Origin of the sequence: Streptomyces sp. PU-14G (assembly GCF_041028275.1) — a bacterium.
GTDB lineage: Bacteria > Actinomycetota > Actinomycetes > Streptomycetales > Streptomycetaceae > Streptomyces.
Genome location: NZ_JASKYT010000164.1, coordinates 1 through 16,650 on the forward strand (window position 1 = coordinate 1; position 16,650 = coordinate 16,650).

At 73.9% G+C, this 16,650-nt stretch carries 14 protein-coding genes; 5 read left to right on the forward strand and 9 right to left on the reverse strand.

The genetic code is table 11. The features are described from left to right. The first annotated feature begins 476 nt into the window (after window positions 1-476). The 3 genes from AB8Z75_RS19595 to AB8Z75_RS19605 all read left to right on the forward strand — a co-directional run bounded on the left by AB8Z75_RS19595 (window position 477) and on the right by AB8Z75_RS19605 (window position 2,962). Window positions 477-1,547 carry a PucR family transcriptional regulator gene (locus AB8Z75_RS19595; protein WP_369203734.1) on the forward strand — a complete coding sequence of 357 codons (1,071 nt, stop codon included), beginning with the start codon at window positions 477-479 and terminating at the stop codon, window positions 1,545-1,547. Window positions 1,548-1,581: 34 nt separating this feature from the next. Continuing rightward, window positions 1,582-2,010 carry a pyridoxamine 5'-phosphate oxidase family protein gene (locus AB8Z75_RS19600; RefSeq protein ID WP_369203736.1) on the forward strand — a complete coding sequence of 143 codons (429 nt, stop codon included), beginning with the start codon at window positions 1,582-1,584 and terminating at the stop codon, window positions 2,008-2,010. 253 nt (window positions 2,011-2,263) lie between these two features. Next, window positions 2,264-2,962 carry a transglycosylase family protein gene (locus AB8Z75_RS19605; protein ID WP_369203738.1) on the forward strand — a complete coding sequence of 233 codons (699 nt, stop codon included), beginning with the start codon at window positions 2,264-2,266 and terminating at the stop codon, window positions 2,960-2,962. A 159-nt stretch (window positions 2,963-3,121) separates the two neighbouring features. On the opposite strand, the gene AB8Z75_RS19610 is transcribed toward AB8Z75_RS19605, so the two are convergent. From AB8Z75_RS19610 to AB8Z75_RS19650, 9 genes are all read right to left on the reverse strand, one after another. Continuing rightward, the gene (locus AB8Z75_RS19610) at window positions 3,122-6,994 is read right to left on the reverse strand and encodes a BTAD domain-containing putative transcriptional regulator (RefSeq protein ID WP_369203740.1); all 3,873 of its coding nucleotides are present in this window, start codon (window positions 6,992-6,994) and stop codon (window positions 3,122-3,124) included. A gap of 104 nt (window positions 6,995-7,098) precedes the next feature. Then, a complete protein-coding gene (locus AB8Z75_RS19615) occupies window positions 7,099-7,572 on the reverse strand; it encodes a pilus assembly protein TadG-related protein (protein WP_369203742.1) in 474 nt (157 codons plus the stop codon). Continuing rightward, window positions 7,569-8,012 (reverse strand): TadE/TadG family type IV pilus assembly protein, encoded by a 444-nt coding sequence (locus AB8Z75_RS19620; RefSeq protein ID WP_369203744.1) that lies wholly within the window; start codon window positions 8,010-8,012, stop codon window positions 7,569-7,571. Before AB8Z75_RS19620 ends, AB8Z75_RS19615 begins: the two co-directional genes overlap by 4 nt. A 62-nt stretch (window positions 8,013-8,074) precedes the next feature. Beyond that, window positions 8,075-8,455, reverse strand: coding sequence for a TadE family protein (locus tag AB8Z75_RS19625; RefSeq protein WP_369203760.1), 381 nt, complete (start codon window positions 8,453-8,455; stop codon window positions 8,075-8,077). Between the two features lie 85 nt (window positions 8,456-8,540). Next, window positions 8,541-8,807: a hypothetical protein gene (locus AB8Z75_RS19630; protein ID WP_369203746.1), complete on the reverse strand. Its 267-nt coding sequence runs from the start codon at window positions 8,805-8,807 to the stop codon at window positions 8,541-8,543. A 45-nt stretch (window positions 8,808-8,852) separates the two neighbouring features. Then, complete coding sequence (locus tag AB8Z75_RS19635) at window positions 8,853-9,779, reverse strand: type II secretion system F family protein (protein ID WP_369203748.1); 927 nt, start codon at window positions 9,777-9,779, stop codon at window positions 8,853-8,855. Beyond that, window positions 9,776-10,804 (reverse strand): type II secretion system F family protein, encoded by a 1,029-nt coding sequence (locus tag AB8Z75_RS19640; RefSeq protein WP_369203750.1) that lies wholly within the window; start codon window positions 10,802-10,804, stop codon window positions 9,776-9,778. Before AB8Z75_RS19640 ends, AB8Z75_RS19635 begins: the two co-directional genes overlap by 4 nt. A gap of 5 nt (window positions 10,805-10,809) precedes the next feature. Next, window positions 10,810-12,126 carry a CpaF family protein gene (locus AB8Z75_RS19645; protein ID WP_369203752.1) on the reverse strand — a complete coding sequence of 439 codons (1,317 nt, stop codon included), beginning with the start codon at window positions 12,124-12,126 and terminating at the stop codon, window positions 10,810-10,812. A gap of 672 nt (window positions 12,127-12,798) precedes the next feature. Next, window positions 12,799-14,493 carry a regulator gene (locus tag AB8Z75_RS19650; protein WP_369203754.1) on the reverse strand — a complete coding sequence of 565 codons (1,695 nt, stop codon included), beginning with the start codon at window positions 14,491-14,493 and terminating at the stop codon, window positions 12,799-12,801. Window positions 14,494-14,724: 231 nt separating this feature from the next. Here AB8Z75_RS19650 and lipB point away from each other — a divergent pair, with 231 nt between their 5' ends. Continuing rightward, window positions 14,725-15,543, forward strand: a complete 819-nt coding sequence (gene lipB / locus AB8Z75_RS19655; RefSeq protein WP_369203756.1) for a lipoyl(octanoyl) transferase LipB — start codon at window positions 14,725-14,727, stop codon at window positions 15,541-15,543. Window positions 15,544-15,654: 111 nt separating this feature from the next. Continuing rightward, window positions 15,655-16,602, forward strand: a complete 948-nt coding sequence (lipA, locus tag AB8Z75_RS19660) for a lipoyl synthase (RefSeq protein ID WP_369203758.1) — start codon at window positions 15,655-15,657, stop codon at window positions 16,600-16,602. The last annotated feature ends 48 nt before the right edge of the window (window positions 16,603-16,650 follow it).

The following is a 16,650-nucleotide window of genomic DNA, read 5'->3' on the forward strand; positions in this document are numbered from 1 at the left end:
GGCGGTGCTCGGCACCGTCCCCCTGCCGGTGTGAGGGGGGGGGGGGGGGGGGGGGGGGGGGGGGGGGGGGGGGGGGGGGGGGGGGGGGGGGGGGGGGGGGGGGGGGGGGGGGGGGGGGGGGGGGGGGGGGGGGGGGGGGGGGGGGGGGGGGGGGGGGGGGGGGGGGGGGGGGGGGGGGGGGGGGGGGGGGGGGGGGGGGGGGGGGGGGGGGGGGGGGGGGGGGGGGGGGGGGGGGGGGGGGGGGGGCCCCGGTGCCGCACCCTGGCGGTGCTCGGCACCGTCCCCCTGCCGGTGTGAGGCACCGGGACGCTTCCCCGTTCCCCCTCACCACGCATACTGCCGGTCTCGCCGCCCTCCCCGCATTGCCGGAACCCGGCAGAGTTCTCTAGGGTCTGCGTGCCGGGCGGCGTCAAGAAACCGTCAACGAAAAGCTCGGGCGACACGAACCTCAGGACGACGGAGCACGGGGGCAGCGGATGAGTGGGGCGGCGGAGATACCGCAGGAGTATTTGGCGGGGTACACGCGGATCCTGTCGGAGGTGTGCACGACGGGCCGCCGACTGACTCGCGACGAGTTGGAGGACCGGCGCGCACTGGGCGAGCGGGCGGCCGACGCGGGATACGGACTCCGCGACCTCGTCAGCGCGCATCTGAAGGCGGCCCGCGCCGCGTGGCCCTCCCTGCCGGGCGATCCCGACAGCCTGCTGGGCGGGATGCACCAGGCCGTCGACGCGGTGGCCGAGGGATACGAACGCGCCCAGCGGCAGGCCGTCCGCCAGGAGGAGGCGGCCCGCCGGGAGTTCATCGACGACCTGCTCCACGGCCGCAGCGACCTGGGCAGGCTCGCCGAACGCGCCGAACGCTTCGGGCTGCGGCTCTCGCACAGCCATGCGGTGGCCGTCGCCCACGGCCCCGCCGCCTACGACGAGGGCGACCCGGTGGCGCGGCAGGTCGAGCGGGCGCTCATCGCCCGTTTCCAGAACCGCAACACCCTGCTGACCACGAAGGACGGCAGGCTGTTGTGCGTCGCGCCCGGTGACCAGCCCGACGTGCTCACCCACTTCGCCAAGCACAGCTATGCCGCCACCGACGGCGGCCAGGTGGCGATCGGCCGTGTCCAGCCGGGGCCCGGCGGTGTGGTGCAGTCGTACGAGGAGGCGCTCAGCGTCCTGGACCTCGCCGAGCGGCTGGAGCTGGAGGAGCCGGTGCTGTACGCCGCGGATCTGCTCGTCTATCCCGTGCTGACGCGCGACCGGCAGGCGATGGCCGACCTGGTGCTGGCCACCCTGGGCCCGCTGACCACGGCGCGCGGCGGTGCACAGCCGCTGCTGGAGACGCTGACCGCCTACTTCGACACCGGCTGCGTGGCCGCCGAGGCCGCTCGCCGGCTCTCGCTGAGCGTGCGGGCCTTCACCTACCGACTGGCGCGAATCGAACAATTGACCGGTGCCAGCCCCACCGACCCCTCCCACCGCTACATGCTGCAGACCGCCGTGATCGGCGCGCGCCTGCTCGACTGGCCCGCCACACCGCTGCGTTCCGCCTGAGGAGCGGCTCACCGCGGGCGGTAGCGTGCCCGCCATGAGCACACACACCTCCAACGGGCCCGCCCAGCCTGACCGCGACGACGCACCCGGCTTCTGGGAGGAGCGCCGGACCTGCTTCCTCACCACCCCGCGGCCCGACGGCACCCCGCACCTGGTGCCGGTCGGGGTGACCTACGACCCGGCGACACGCCTCGCACGGGTCATCAGCAGCCGCTCCAGCAAGAAGGTGCGCAACGTGCTGGCCGCGGGTCCGGGGGTGCGGGTGGCCGTGAGCCAGGCGGAGGGACGGCGCTGGTGCACGCTCGAAGGGACGGCCCTCGTGCGCGAGGACGCGGAGTCGGTGGCCGACGCCGAAGCGCGCTACACCCGCCACTACAAGCCGCCGCGCCCCAACCCCGAGCGGGTCGTCATCGAGATCGCCGTCGACCGCGCCATGGGCACGGCCAAGCCCGCCGGCTGGTGACCCCGCGCCCAACACCGCACAAATGCCCCATACCTGTGACGCTTGTCTCCAACGGTTACGTCACACCCGGTTTTACCGATCTCCGTGCAAGCGCATCACCAGCACAGATGCCGCCATTGCGTGTCAAGCGGCAGGAAGGATCTTTGCGGTCACTAATTGGAGCATCCGGACAGCTGTGCCTACTGTCGCTCCCGCTCGACACGTTCGTCCGAACTCCTGGGCGAACAGCCGCGACCGTAAGGAACGAAAGACCATGCTGTTCTCCGGCAAGGGCCGTCACCGTCGACCCACCAAGGCCGTGCGCATCGCCACCGTGACCGGCGTCGCCGGCGCAGCCGTCGCCCTTCCTCTGGTGTCGGCCACGGGTGCGAACGCCGCCTCCGTGGACACCTGGGAGAAGGTCGCCCAGTGCGAGTCCTCCGGCAACTGGCAGGCCAACACCGGCAACGGCTACTACGGCGGCCTCCAGTTCAACAACTCCAGCTGGGCCGCGGCCGGCGGCACCAAGTACGCGCCGCGCGCCGACCAGGCCACCAAGGAGCAGCAGATCGCCGTCGCCGAGAAGCTGCTCGACATGCAGGGCCCGGGCGCCTGGGCGTGCGCCGGCGCCGGCGGCCTCACCTCCGGTGGCCCCGCGGCCGACGTGAACCCGGACGGCGGCAGCGGCTCCCAGCAGCAGGCCCAGCCGCAGCAGAAGCAGGCCCCGCAGCAGGAGCAGCAGCGCCCGCAGCAGCAGGCCGAGCCGAAGCCCGCGCAGCCCGCCCAGCCTTCGCAGCCGCAGCAGGCCCCCAAGAAGGGGCACGGCAACTACACCGTCAAGTCCGGTGACACCCTCAGCGAGATCGCCGAGGCGCACGACACCACCTGGCACAAGGTGTACGAGGACAACAAGTCCACCGTCGGCGACGACGCCGACCTCATCTTCCCCGGCCAGAAGCTCCAGGTCGGCTGAGACCTGCCGGCTGAAACCTGCCGGCTGAAATCTGCCGGTTGAGACCTGCCGGTTGAGACTGCCGGACTTGCCGGTGGAGACCGCCGTGGCCCGTGCCTCTTCCCCCGAGGGCACGGGCCACGGCCCTTTCTTGTCATTCCGCTGGGAGGAGACCGCCGGTTACGGAAGGGGGGTGGGGGCCGGGCTCCAGCCCGGGGCGAACTCGTCGAGGAGCGCCGCCGTACGCGGCGGCACGCCCCGCACCGGGTCCGCCCTCTCGACCACCCACCGCACGGCCTCATCGAGCGTCCCGCGCTCCCCCGTGGCGTGCGCGGCCCGCACCAACTGCTCCCACAGCCGCTCGTCCGCCGGGGCGCTGTGCAGCGCCGACCGCACGGCACGCACGGCGGCGCCCGGTTCCCCGGCCCGCAGGTGTTCGGTGGCCAGGGCGAGCCCGACCTCGGCGACGAGCACGGGGTGCTGCGCCTCGGCGACGTGGTGGGTCAGCCATCCGTACCGCCCGGCGGGCCGGTCGGCGAGCAGGGGGCCGCGGGCCAGGCCGAGCGCGTCCGACAGCTGTGCCCGCCGCACGACGGCGGACAGCTTGGCGCCGCGTTCGCCGGTGCAGCCGTGGTGGAGGGTGCGCAGCACGTCCCAGTCGGAGACGACGGAGGGCCGCAGGGCCAGTCGCCCGTCGTCCGACGTGGCGAGCCGGGGCGCGCCGTCGCTCTCGTGGCCGAGCCAGTGGCGGAGCCGCTCGACGAGGGCGTCGCGAACGTCGTCGGTGACGCCCTTGGGCCACAGCGCGGAGGCCAGCACGCGGGGGTGCACTCCGTCGCGGTTGAGCAGCAGGAGGGCGAGCGCTTCGTGGAGGAGCGGGCCGCGGTTCTCCTCGGGCGTCTCGACGCCGGTGACCTCGTAGCCGCCCATCAGGCGTGCGTAGACGGCCGGGCGCCCGCTCTCGCTGAGGTCGACGCGGAAGCCGGGTCCTCCGCTTCCCTGGGTCTGCGCGTCGTCGGTGTCGGCGAAGAGTTCGAGGACCGCGGCGCGCAGGTCCTGCGGGAGCTGCTGGGCGCGTACGTCGAGGCCCATGCGGGGGGCGGCGAGAGTGCCGTCGTCGTCGATGTCGAACTCCCACACGACGCTGGGCATGGGCAGCCGGCCGGTGGAGACGCCGACGACGAAGCCGTCCGCTGAGGCGTTCGCGCCCGTGTCCCCTTCGGTGGCCAGCGCGGCCAGACGGCGTGCCTCCTCGCCGGTCGGTTCGGCCCCGACGAGCACCACGCGCTGTCGCCCGTCCGCGTCCCGGCGCGGGGCGGAGGTCTCCCGCTGTGCGGACTCTCGCTGTGCGGTCTCCCGCTGTGCGGACTCCCGCTGTTCGGCGAGCAGCGCGGGCACGTCGGGCAGGTGGCGCATCCGCTCGGGGGCCAGCGCGGTCAGATCCGCACCGAAGCCGACCAGGGTGAGGTGCAGGTCCCGCGACCAGGTGCCGGTGGCGAGTTCGGCGGCGATGGAGGCGAGCACGGCCTCGCGCAGCGCCGGGTCGCCGGCGACCGAGACCAGTCCTGGCACGGACTCCAGGTTGAGCAGGAGCCGTGCCTGGCCGCGCAGCCCGAGGCTGACCAGCCCCGGGTAGGGCGGAGCCTGCGCGGTGTCGACGTCGAAGCGGGTGTGGGCGCGCTGGAGCGTCCAGAACGCTTCGCTCTGCCCGTACCGCCAGGGAGCGGGGGGTTCGCCCGCCGCGGCGGCGAGTTGGAGGTGCACCTCCTGCTCGGTGAGCCAGGCGGCGTAGACGACGGGCAACGGGCGGCCCGCCGCGCGCAGGTCCTCGGCCAGACCACGCAGCGCCAGGTCGAGGAAGCGGACGGCGCCGGGATCGGCGCCGACGAGCAGCGCGTCACGCGCCCGGGCCGCCGGGTCGGACGGGGGCGCGAAGTCGTCCGCGGGGGCGCGCCGGGTGCCACCTGTGACGGTCCGCCACAACGCCGTACGGCGCCTGCGGCCCAGCGCGGCGAGGATGCCGGCCGCCAGCAGGGGTGCGCCGAGCAGCGCTTCGGGCAGTCCGAGGGGGCCGAGCCCGTGGCCGTCGGCCTGTTCGGCCTTCGGGGAGTGGCCGGGATGGGCCCGGTCGGCTTCGGCGCCGTCCGCGCGGTCGAGGTCCGTGGGGGTCTCGTCGCCGTGGCCACTGCCCCGGCCGCCGCCCTGGCTTCCTTCGCCCTGGCTTCCTTCGCCCTGGCTTCCTTCCCGGCTGCCGTTCCGGGTGTCGTCCCGGCTGCCGTTCCGGGGCTGGTCCCGGTCTCCGCCGCGGTCGGCCGAGCCGTCACCGGAGGGACCGGGGCCGTGCGTGTCGTCGCGCGGGCTCTCGGGCGTGTCCGCGCGGATGTCGTCCGGCTGGTCGATGCCGGGCCCCGGGAGGCCGTCGTCGTCCGTGGAGTCGCGGAGGTTGTCCGGCCGGGTCGGCTGCCGGTCGGCGGGCGACTCCGGGACGGACTGCTCCTGACGGTCAGGGGTGTGTTCGTCCGGGGCGACGTCCACGGTCTCGTCCGGGCCGCCCCGGCCGGGCCCACCGTCGTCCGGCCCGGCAGTGCCGTCATCCGCGCCGGTGTCATCCGGCCCGGCGGCACCGTCGTCCGCGCCGGTGCCGTCGTCGGCGTGGCTGCCGCCGTCCTCCTGGGCGTCCGGGGTCGGCTGCATGGGCGGCCTGTCCGTGCTGCTGTCGGGAACGCTGGGCTGTTGGTCGGGGCGGTCGGCGCCGCCGCCCGTGTCCGCGTCGTCGTCGACGCCGGGGCCGGGGCCGTCCGCGTCGCGGCCCGGGTCGGAGCCCGAGTCGTCGGGCGCGGTAGGCCGGTCCGGCTGGTCGGTGCTGTCGGAGCGCTGGTCCTGCCCGTCCCGCTCGTCCTGCCCGTCCCGTTGGGCGCCGTCGTCGCTGCGGCCGTTCCCCTCCGCGTCCCGGTCGTCTTGTGAGCCGCTGTCCCGTGCGCCGTTGCCGTCCTGGTGGCTGCCGTCGCCGTGGCTGCCGTCGCCGCTCCGGTCGTGGCCACCGTCCTGCCCCTGGCCGCCTGCCGCGCCGCCGCCCGCCTGGTAGCGCTCGTACTGGGCGCGCTCCCGCTCGCCCAGTTCCTCCGCGTCGTCCGGCATGTCGACGAGTTCGCCGCCGTGCGCGTCGGCGGGCATCTCCATGATCCACCCCGGCCGGATGAGGCTGGCCTCCGAGAGCCGGGAACCGTCCGGCTGCAGGCGGTCCTTGTTGAGGCGGTAGATCTCCTTGTAGCGGCGGCCGTCGCCCAGGTGGCGCTGGGCGATCTCCCACAGGGAGTCGTGGTGGCGTCCCTCGGGAGGCTGGATGCGGTAGAACTTCGTGCTCGCCTCGTTGCCGTCGCGCGACACGTCCCGGGTCGACGCGGGGCCGGCCGCGCCCGCCTGCGTACTGCCGCCCGCCAGGACGACGTCCGTGCCGGAACCGTGTCCGCCCATGGTGCCGAGCCCGGCGCTGTCCGCGTGCGCCGTTCCCGGGGCCGCCTGCGGGGTGCCGGGCGTGAGCTGAGCGGAGGCCACGGTCTGCTGCGGTTGGTGCGGCTGCATGGTGTGGCCGAGCTCCGCGAGGCCCGGGGCGAAGCTGCCGGTGCTGGAGCCCAGCAGCAGCAGCGCCGCGACCAGTTGGCGGGCCAGCAGCTGGCTCGGGCCCGCGCCCGGCACCCTGGCGGGCAGACCGACGCCCGAGAGCGCGGCCTTCGCCTCGACCAGGACGCAGGCGGTGAACTGCGCCCACGCCAGCCACACCACCACGGTGAGGACGTTGACGAAGACGCCGACGCTCACCTCGTCACGCAGCATGTCGAAGGACGGCATCCGGCGCGGCAGCGGCCAGCCGAGGAAGGAGGCGAGCGCCAGCGGTACGCCGACGACGAGCGCGGCGAGCGCGACGAACGCGAGGAAGGCTTTGAGCACGTCCCCGACCGTGCGGCGGGTGCGCACGGGCACGGGCGTACGCGAGCGCGAGCGGGACCCGGGCCCGCGCGGGTCCGGTGCCGGTGTCGAACTGCGGCGCGCCATCTCGTGTGCTCCTGGGGTGAGAAGTGCGGTCGGGATCGGGACGGAATACGGGAAGCAGACGTGGGGTCGGGGTGCGGTGCGGCCGGCCTCCGGGGCCGGCCAGGTCAGCCGGTCACGGACTCCGCCGTCGCCGTGCCGTGGACGGTCAGCGGTGCGCTGTAGAACAGCCCGGTGAGGACGGGCCGGTAGGTGAGCCGGATGCGGACCTCCACCTGCTGTGCGCTGGCGGACACGCATCCCGAGGCGGCCACGTCCGCCGCGGAGAGACCGGAGCGGCCGGCGAACTCGGCCACGCGCTCGGCGCAGTTCCCGTAGTTGATGGGGGCGTTGCGGCCCTGGCTGGCGCGCAGGGCCTCCTCGTCGATGTCCTGGGCCGCGTACCTGGCGGCCTGTTCGGCGATGTCGGCGGCGCGTTCGCGCTGGGAGATGGACAGGCCGCCGTCCACGACGAACGCGGCCAGCACCATGAACAGCAGAGCGAACATGATGACCGCCGCGGCGCCCGAGCCCCGGTCGTCGCAGGCCGCGCGGACACGCCGCGGCAGCGCCGCCACTCCGTGAGCCTGGGCCCGGCTCATCCGGTCCTCCGGTAGGGGTCGATGGGCGAACTGGACTGCCCCGAGATGTCCTTGGCGATGTCCAGGCCGAGGATTCCCAGGCCGCGCACCCGGCAGCTGACCTCGACGGTGAACAGGCCGCCCGAGCGGTAGTCGCTGCCCGCGTCCCGCACCGTCACCCCTGAGGCACAGGTGCCTTTCAGGGTGGCGGTCGCCGCCTGCTGCGCGGCGGTCATGGCGGCGGCGTGGCTGCCGTGCTGGAGCGATCCGGCGCGCGCGGCGTCCCGCGCGGCGCTGTCGACCGCGCCGCGCCCGTCCACGAGTTGCCCGAAGGCGACGAGGACGAGGATGAACAGGATCATCACCGGCGCGAGGATGACGACCTCGATGGTGGACAGGCCCGCGTCCCCCCGCCGGCTCCCCCTGCCGGCCGTCAGGTCCGCTCTGCGTGCCCGAGCCATCACGAGGGCCGCTCTTCGTGCCCGCGCCACCACGGGGGCTCTCCGTGCCTGCGTCACCGTGCTCACGCGCCCCCGTCCGGTACGAACCGCTCCACCGGGCCCTGGGAGAGCGCGTGCACGTCCAGGTCGAGGCCGGGGAAGACGGACGGCACCCGGGCGCGGATCTCGACGCCCACGGTGTTCTGCTCGGGGTGGAGCATCTTCACGTCGGGGTCGAGGATCAGCTCGGGCCCCAGCTGCTCGATGTAGGAGCCCGAGGTCTCCCGCGCCTTGGCCCGCCAGCCGCCCGGGTCGGCGTCGGCCTCCTGGCGGGCCTTGCGCGCGCCCGCCTGCGCGGCGGCCTGCGCCACGTGGTCGGCGAAGAAGTACAGCGCGAACTGCACCGTCGCGAAGATCAGGAAGAACAGCACCGGGGTGAGGATCACGAACTCGATCGCGCTCATGCCGCGCTCGCCGCGGTGGGCGGCCTCCACCCACCTGCGGCGTACGAACGCGCCGAACCGTCGCTCCCCTCCCACCTGTCCGCCCCTACTCGCAGGTGCCGTCCTGGTCGGCACCGTCGATGCAGTCGCTCACCTTGTCGGCGCCGTTCTTGAGCGCCATGTTGATGATGGCGGCGACCACGCCGACGATCGCCACCACGACCGCCGAGATGATCACCCACTCGACGGCCGACGCGCCGCGGTCCAGCTCGCCCGAGCGGGCCCGCTGGACGCGACCGCGCAGGAACGTGACGAGGAAGTCGAGAGCGGGATGACTGACGGAGCGAAACGGGTTGCGCGAGGTGTTCGGCATCGTCCCAGTCCTTTCTGCACAGCTGTGGGATGTCGCGTCCGGGCGTCAGATCTGGAAGACGCGCATGGCCGCGGGGTAAATGAGGAAGACGAGGAAACCGGCGCAGAGCATCAGCTGGGCCACGAGCATCGACTGGGACTTCTCCCCGGCGCTGCCCTCGATCTCGGCCAGCTCTCTGTGCCGCATGGTCTCGGCGCGCGAGGACAGCGAGGCGCGCACCTTCGCACCGTCGTCGGCCACCAGCGCCAGTGAGGCCGACAGGTCCTTCAGTTCGTCCACGCCGAGCCGCACGCCGAGGTCGCCGAGGGCGGCCCACTGGCTCTGTCCGGTGATCCGCGCGTCGGCGAGGGTGTCGCGGATGCGGCGCAGCGCCCATCCTTCGCTGACCTCGCTGGCCGCTTTCAGCGCCTCGGGCAGGCCACGGCCGCCCGCCAGGTTCATCGCCACCAGGTCGAGATAGGCACCGACCACGCGCCGCAGGTCCCGGCGCTTGGCCGCGGCGTCGCGCCGCACCTCCAGGTCCGGCAGCAGGAAGAACAGCACGGCGAAGAACAGCGCCAGCCACACCGGGATCAGCGGGCTGCGCCCGAAGCCGATCAGCCAGGCGACGGAGAAGAGGAAGGGCCCGAAGAACAGCCCGGCCGCGCCCAGCAGCACCTTCGTGGCCAGGAAGTTCTCCCAGCCGCGCTCCAGCACGTCCAGGTCGGAGCGCAGGCTGCGCAACTCCCAGCCCTGGCGCAGATACAACTCGCCGATGCGGGCACCGAGCCGGGCGCGGACGGCGGCGAATCCCTTGGCGTCTTCCGCTGTCGTGTTCCCCGGCTGGTGGGTGGCGGCGCGGGCGCGCAGCGCGTCGATCTCGGCGACCGAGGCGACGGCCCCCTTCCTGCCCGGGGCGAGCGCGCGGACGAGCAGGAACAGGCCGAGGCCGACGAGGGCCCCGGTGAGCGCGGTGAGGGTCAGCGGGTTCACCGTTCCAGCACCTCCTTGTCGGAGACGCCCGGTGTGCCCGGCGTCCCCGGCAGTCCCTGGGCACCCGGCGTCCCCGGTGTGCCCTGTGCGCCCGGCTGCGCGGCGCGCGGCGCCGGCGCCGTCTCGTCGGCCCGCACCAGGAACCGCTGCGGCGTCTCGATCTTGGACAGCTTGCGCAGCCACCAGAAGCCGCAGGCGAACATGGCGCACACGCAGGCGAGGATGGTCTGCCCCAGCGGGCTGCCGTACGGCTCGACGAAGTCCCGGTTGAAGACGGCCAGGCCCAGCACGAACGCCACACTGACCCCGACGACGATCTGCACACTGCGCCGCGTCGAGGCGCGCTGCGCCCTCACCCGCTGCCGCATGTCGACCTCCTCCCGCGCCGACTTCGCCAGCGCGCCCAGCACCTCGCGCAGACCGGGACCGCGCAGCCGCGAGTTGAGGATCAGCGCCGCGACGACGATGTCGGCCGACGGGTCGTCCAGCTCGTCCGCCAGGTGCTGGAGCGCGGCGGGCAGCGGGGTGCGGGCGCGCAGCCGGTCGATGAGGGCGTCCAGGTGCGGCCGCAGCGAGGGCGCCGCGGCGCGGGCCGACGCCGGAATGGCCTGTTCGAGGCCGACGGCGCCCGCGATGGTGTCGCGCAGCGACTCCGTCCACGCCGCCAGCGCCTCCACCCGCTTCATCGCGGCCCGCTCCTCGCCGGCGCCGCCGAAGAGGCGGTCCCACAGGAAGACCAGGATGCCGGTGGCGACGGCCGCGACGGGCCAGCGCGTCAGCAGCAGCACCACCAGGCCCGCGCACACGGCGATCGAGCCGCGCTTGCTCATGAAGCGCGCCAGCTCGGTGGCGCGCTTGCCCGCGTCCCCGCGCTCGCTCGCCGGCTTGGCCGGCAGGCCGCGCAGCGCGACGATCAGCAGCGCGACGCCGCCGCCGACCGCGACGCCGCAGGCGAGCGCGGCGAGAGTGGCCATCGAGAAGAGGCCACCCGCGGTGACGGAGAACGCGGTGTACGAGTACGGCATGCCTTTCACCCCCAGTTCCCGGTCGGCCGGTATCCGAAGACGGCCAGCTCCTGCGCGCAGGAGACCGGCGCGTGCGCCAGCAGCCGCCCGTCCGGCACCTGGGCGAACACCTCGCTGGAGAGCACCCGCCCGTCCACACCGTTGACCTCGCGGACGGAGGTGACCGAACGCGTCAGCCGCCCCCCGGTGGTGTAGGCGTTGCGCCGCTCGACGAAGACGACGAAGTTGATGGCGCCCGCGATCAGCATCTGGGTGGCCTCGATGGGCAGCCGCTCGCGGGCCTGGAGCGCGTAGGTGGAGACGCGGTTGAAGACCTCGCTGGAGCTGTTGGCGTGGATCGTGGAGAGCGAACCGTCGTTGCCCTGGGTCATCGCGTTGAGCATGGTGACGATCTCGTCGCCGAGCACCTCACCGACGATGACCCGCGAGGGGTTCATGCGCAGGGAACGGCGCACCAGTTCGGCCATGGTGATGGCGCCCTGGCCCTCCGAGTTGGGCAGCCGCTCCTCGAACGCGACCACGTTCGGGTGGAGTTCGGGGAACTGGTCGAGACCCAGCTCCAGCGCCCGCTCGACGGTGATCAGCCTCTCGTGCCGGGGTATCTCGTTGGCGAGGGCGCGCAGCAGGGTCGTCTTCCCCGCGTTGGTGGCGCCCGCGATCATGATGTTCTTGCGGGCCCGCACCGCCGCGGTCAGGAAACTGCCCAGCTCCGGGGTGAGCGTGGCGTTGCCGACCAGGTCGGAGATGAACACCTTGCCCATCCGCGCCCGCCGGATCGACAGCGCCGGACGCCGCGTCACGTCCATCACGGCCGAGAGCCGGGAGCCGTCCGGCAGCCGCAGGTCCAACTGCGGGTTGGCGGTGTCGAACGGGCGCGACGACAGGCCCGAGTAGGCGCCGAGCACCTGGATCAGTTCGACCAGTTCCTCGTCCGACTCGGCGACCGGCTCGCCGCGCACCTCACGGCCGTCCGCGTAGCCGACGAACACCTGGTCGTAGCCGTTGACGTCGATGTTCTCGACCTCGGGGTCGTCCAGCAGCGGCTGGAGCCTGCCGACGCCGAACAGCGCGGCGTGCACCGCCGCCGCGTACGCCTCCTCGGACTGCGCGTCCGGCGGGGTGCGGCCGGCGTTGATCTCCGCCCGCGCGTACTCCTCCAGGATCTGCGCGATCACGGCACGCGCGAACTGCCGCTCGTCCTCCGTGGTCATCGCAGCCACACCGGACGCCTGGTCGATCCGCCGCTGCTCGGCGATCCGGTCCCCGGCCTCCTGCCGGAACCGCTTCACCAACTGGTGGTCGACGACACTCTGGACGCTCACGACCCCGCCTCCTCGTCCCGCGTCGTCCGGCCACCCGGGAGGGGCACGGGCGGGGTCGGCGCGGGCGCGGGCGGCCTGCGCCGCCCGCCGAGGGCCCGGAACTGCTGCGTGGTCTCCCCCGCCCCGGGCGATCCTCCCTGCCCCTGCGGGGCGTGCCCGGACTGCGGGGCCTGCCCTGCTTGCGGGGCCTGCCCTGCTTGCGGGGCCTGCCCTGCTTGCGGGGCCTGCGGGGTCTGTTGGGGCTGGGCAGCCTGTTGCGGCGGCTGCGCGGCGTGGGGGSCCCGGGCAGTGGCGGCCCCGTGGCGTCGGTCCTGTGAGGGGGGCCCTCCCGCCGGGCGGGAGTCGACAGCCCCCCTCCTGCCGGGCCCGAGCCGACAGCCTCGGTCGGCGCGTGCAGCAGCCCTCGGCCGGCGTGTGCAGCAGCCCCCCGCCTGCGCGTGCAGCGGCCCCTGCCGGTCGGCCGCCCCTGCCGACGGCCCTTCGCCGGGCCCCGTGGCGGCGGCCCTGTGCGGTGGGGGCCTGGTGCGGTGGGGGCCCCGGGCAGTGGCGGCCCCGTGGCGTCGGTCCTGTGAGGTGACGGCACAGTGGCGGTGACGGCCCAGTGGCGGTGGCGGCCCCGTGCGGTGGCGGTTCCGGTGCGAGCCCCGGCGGACGCTCCGCCCCGCGCAGGGCTCACACCAGCGCGGAGACCTTCTCCCGGTACTGCCGCACCGCCGCCGCGTCCCGGTACGGCTCCAGCCGCCGCTCGAAGTCCCGCACGTACTCGTGGGCCCGCACCGAGCGCATCTCCGCCGCCTGGTGGGCCGCCTCGGCAGCGAGCTGGCAGGCCTGCTCGATCTCGCCGAGCCCCAGCCGCGCCGTGGCCAGCACCACCCGGCAGAAGAGCCTGCTGCGCGCGAACCCGGCCCCGCGCAGTTGGAGCGAGCGCTCGGCGTGCTGGGCGGCGGCCCGGTACTGCTGGAGGTCCCGGTGGCAGTGGCCGAACTCGTCGGCGAGCTGCGCGTCGTCGAAGAAGCGCGCCCAGACGGGCACGTCCTCGCTGGGGCGTGCCGCCTCCAGGGCGCGCTCGGCGCGGGCCAGCGACGCCGTGCAGGCCCGCACCTCGCCCAGCACACCGTGCCCGCGGGCCTCCGCGGCGTGCAGCAACGCCTGCACGAGGGGCGGCACCGAGGTGCCCACCCCCTGCTGGGCGACCCGCGCGAGCTGCACCGCCTCCCTGCCGTGCCCCAGGTAGACCGCCTGCCTGCTCATCGTCACCAGCACGTAGGCGCCGAAGGCGCGGTCGCCCGCCGCCTGCGTCAGCCGCAGCGCCTGCACGAAGTAGCGCTGCGCCAGGCCGTGCGCGGCGATGTCGTAGGAGGTCCAGCCCGCCAGCCTGGTCAGGTCGGCTGCCGCGCTGAAGAGGCGTCTGCCGAGCTGCTCGCTGTAGACGCCGCGGAGCATCGGCTCCGCCTCGTGCTCCAGATACCGCACCAGGGCCTGCCGGGCGTGGCCGCCCCCGTAGGCGTGGTCGAGGGCGCGGAAGAGCTCGCACACCGAGCGCAGCGCCGCCACGTCACCGCCCGAAACCCGCTGGCCCGGGCCCCGTTCGACCCGGTCGAGACGCGCGGCGGCCAGGGACGGCGGCCGGGTGGCCACACCGGTGCCGCCGCCGACCCTGGACTGGGCGGGGACCCGCAGCCCGCCGCCGGGGGCCCCGCCCATGGCCGCGCGCCCGGCGGCCGGACCTGGAGGGGCCCCGCGCCCCGGTCCCACGCCGGGCCCGCGGGCCGCACCAGGACCGGCCGCGAGCCCCGTCGCGAGCGGCCCCGCGCCGGTGAGGGCGCCGGGGCCCGCGCCGCCTGGCGGGTGGCTCAGCGGCCCCTCGGGCTCGGGGCCGCGCGCCACCCGCTCGTCGGCCCGGCCGATCAGCCAGTCCCGGCTCGGCACCACGAGCCCCGCCGGGGTGAAGGCGATCTTCCGCAGCTCGGCGTGGCTGCCGGAGTCCTTGCGCCACAGCCCGCTGACGATGTCGACCGCCTCGGCGGGTGTCGCCGCGAACTCCAGGCCCGCGTAGACCGGCGCACACGCGTCCAGACCGAGGTCCTGGGCCGTCAGCCGCCGCCCCAGGCGCCGGGTGAAGACCTCGGCGATCAGCGCGGGCGTGGTGCCGCGCGGCTGCTGACCGCGCAGCCAGCGCGTCACCGACGTCTTGTCGTAACGCAGGTCGAGACCGTGTTCGAGGCCGAGCTGGTCGACGCGCCTGGCCAGACCGGCGTTGGAGAAGCCCGCTTCGGCGATCAGCGCGGCGAGCTGACGGTTGGGGATGCGCTGCTGGGATGGCTGGGTCGTGTCGTTCACCGACTCCCCAGGTCGTTCCATCGTCATCGGCTTAACGGTCTCCTGCCCTCACGGCTTGTGTCAGACGCCGGGGCGCCCTGCTGGAACGGCGCGAATGTAACGGTCCCCCGTACCTCGTTCGCCCCCTTCGTCGTGTATTCATCCGTACGTGTGAGTAGGTGACCACCTGCGACGACGCTGCGTGACGGTCGTAGAGTGGCGGCGGGCGCGAGCGCGGAGCAGCCCGCCACCGCGGGCGTGAAGAAGGAGACATCAGGCATGGGAGAACCCCGGCTGAACGGTCCGGCGGACGGCGAACTTCGCTTCGTCCACCTGGGCTTCGGCGACAACGCCGTCGACTACCTCGACGCCTGGCAGGAACAGAAGCGGGTGCACGCCGCGCGGTTCGCCGACGAGATCCCCGACACCTGCCTGATGCTGGAGCACCCCCCGGTCTACACCGCCGGACGGCGCACCGAGGACAGCGAGCGGCCGCTTGACGGCACCCCCGTCGTGGACGTCGACCGCGGTGGCAAGATCACCTGGCACGGCCCCGGGCAGCTCGTCGGCTACCCGATCCTGAAGCTGCCCCGCCCCGTGGACGTCGTCGCGCACGTGCGCCGCCTCGAAGAGGCCATGATCCGGGTGTGCACCGAGCTGGGCGTCGAGACCACCCGGGTCGAGGGCCGCAGCGGGGTATGGGTGCTCGGCGACGACCTCGGCACGGAGGCCGCGCGCCCCTCCACCGGGCTGGCGCTCGACTTCGACCCCCGGCTCAACCAGGAGGAGTACGACCCGCGCCTGATGGGCCCCGAGTACGCGCCCTCCAACGCGGGCCAGCGCCGCGTGGACCGCAAGATGGCGCAGATCGGCATCCGGGTCGCCAAGGGCGTGACCATGCACGGCTTCTCGTTCAACTGCGACCCGGACACCACAGGCTTCGACCAGATCATCCCCTGCGGTATCCGCGACGCGGGCGTCACCTCGCTGAGCGAGGAGCTCGGCAGGAATGTTCCCGTCTCCGAGGTGCTTCCCCTCATGGAGAAGCACCTGCGCGAGGTTCTGGAGTCCTCGACGCCCATGCCGCGCGCGGTCTGACCTCTCCTCTACGGGCCGGTGCCTTCCTCGGCTCCGGCCCGTACGAAAGCCCCAATCCGCAGGCGTAGGCTGATACCCGCCGCTGAATCGAAAGTACGTAGGGAGCCGGACGTGTCCGCTGTCGCACCCGACGGTCGCAAAATGCTCCGCCTGGAGGTCCGCAACAGCCAGACCCCCATCGAGCGCAAGCCCGAATGGATCAAGACCCGGGCGAAAATGGGCCCCGAGTACAACGCCCTCCAGAACCTGGTCAAGAGCGAGGGCCTGCACACGGTCTGCCAGGAGGCGGGCTGCCCCAACATCTTCGAATGCTGGGAGGACCGCGAGGCGACCTTCCTCATCGGCGGCGAGCAGTGCACCCGCCGCTGCGACTTCTGCCAGATCGACACCGGCAAGCCCGCCGAACTCGACCGCGACGAGCCCCGCCGCGTCGCCGAGTCCGTCCGCACGATGGAACTGCGCTACGCGACGATCACCGGCGTCGCGCGCGACGACCTCGACGACGGCGGCGCCTGGCTCTACGCCGAGACGGTGCGCCAGATCCACGACCTGATGCCCGACACCGGCGTCGAACTGCTGATCCCGGACTTCAACGCCGAGCCCGACCAGCTCGCCGAGGTCTTCTCCTCCCGCCCCGAGGTGCTCGCCCACAACGTCGAGACGGTGCCCCGCATCTTCAAGCGCATCCGCCCCGGCTTCCGCTACGAGCGCTCGCTGGAGGTCCTCACCCGCGCCCGCGAGGCCGGCCTCGTCGTGAAGTCCAACCTCATCCTCGGCCTCGGCGAGACCCGCGAGGAGATCAGCGAGGCCCTGCGCGACCTGCACGAGGCGGGCTGCGAACTGATCACCATCACGCAGTACCTGCGCCCCACCCCCCGCCACCACCCCGTCGAGCGCTGGGTCAAGCCCCAGGAGTTCGTGGAGCTGAAGGACGAGGCCGACGAGATCGGCTACGCCGGCGTCATGTCCGGCCCGCTGGTGCGCTCGTCCTACCGCGCCGGACGCCTCTACAAGCAGGCGGTCGAGGCCCGCCAGGCGGGCACCTCCTCCGCGGCCTAGACGGCGGCCGAGGAGTGAAGAGGATTGTGTGGCGAAGCGGTGAGTGAG

What these genes read in the sequence shown, in the direction of transcription:
- AB8Z75_RS19595 (WP_369203734.1), top strand. Translation starts at nt 477, where the DNA reads ATGAGTGGGGCGGCGGAGATACCGCAGGAGTATTTGGCGGGGTACACG.
- AB8Z75_RS19600 (WP_369203736.1), top strand. Translation starts at nt 1,582, where the DNA reads ATGAGCACACACACCTCCAACGGGCCCGCCCAGCCTGACCGCGACGAC.
- AB8Z75_RS19605 (WP_369203738.1), top strand. Translation starts at nt 2,264, where the DNA reads ATGCTGTTCTCCGGCAAGGGCCGTCACCGTCGACCCACCAAGGCCGTG.
- AB8Z75_RS19610 (WP_369203740.1), bottom strand. Translation starts at nt 6,994, where the DNA reads ATGGCGCGCCGCAGTTCGACACCGGCACCGGACCCGCGCGGGCCCGGG.
- AB8Z75_RS19615 (WP_369203742.1), bottom strand. Translation starts at nt 7,572, where the DNA reads ATGAGCCGGGCCCAGGCTCACGGAGTGGCGGCGCTGCCGCGGCGTGTC.
- AB8Z75_RS19620 (WP_369203744.1), bottom strand. Translation starts at nt 8,012, where the DNA reads ATGGCTCGGGCACGCAGAGCGGACCTGACGGCCGGCAGGGGGAGCCGG.
- AB8Z75_RS19625 (WP_369203760.1), bottom strand. Translation starts at nt 8,455, where the DNA reads ATGAGCGCGATCGAGTTCGTGATCCTCACCCCGGTGCTGTTCTTCCTG.
- AB8Z75_RS19630 (WP_369203746.1), bottom strand. Translation starts at nt 8,807, where the DNA reads ATGCCGAACACCTCGCGCAACCCGTTTCGCTCCGTCAGTCATCCCGCT.
- AB8Z75_RS19640 (WP_369203750.1), bottom strand. Translation starts at nt 10,804, where the DNA reads ATGCCGTACTCGTACACCGCGTTCTCCGTCACCGCGGGTGGCCTCTTC.
- AB8Z75_RS19650 (WP_369203754.1), bottom strand. Translation starts at nt 14,493, where the DNA reads ATGACGATGGAACGACCTGGGGAGTCGGTGAACGACACGACCCAGCCA.
- lipB (WP_369203756.1), top strand. Translation starts at nt 14,725, where the DNA reads ATGGGAGAACCCCGGCTGAACGGTCCGGCGGACGGCGAACTTCGCTTC.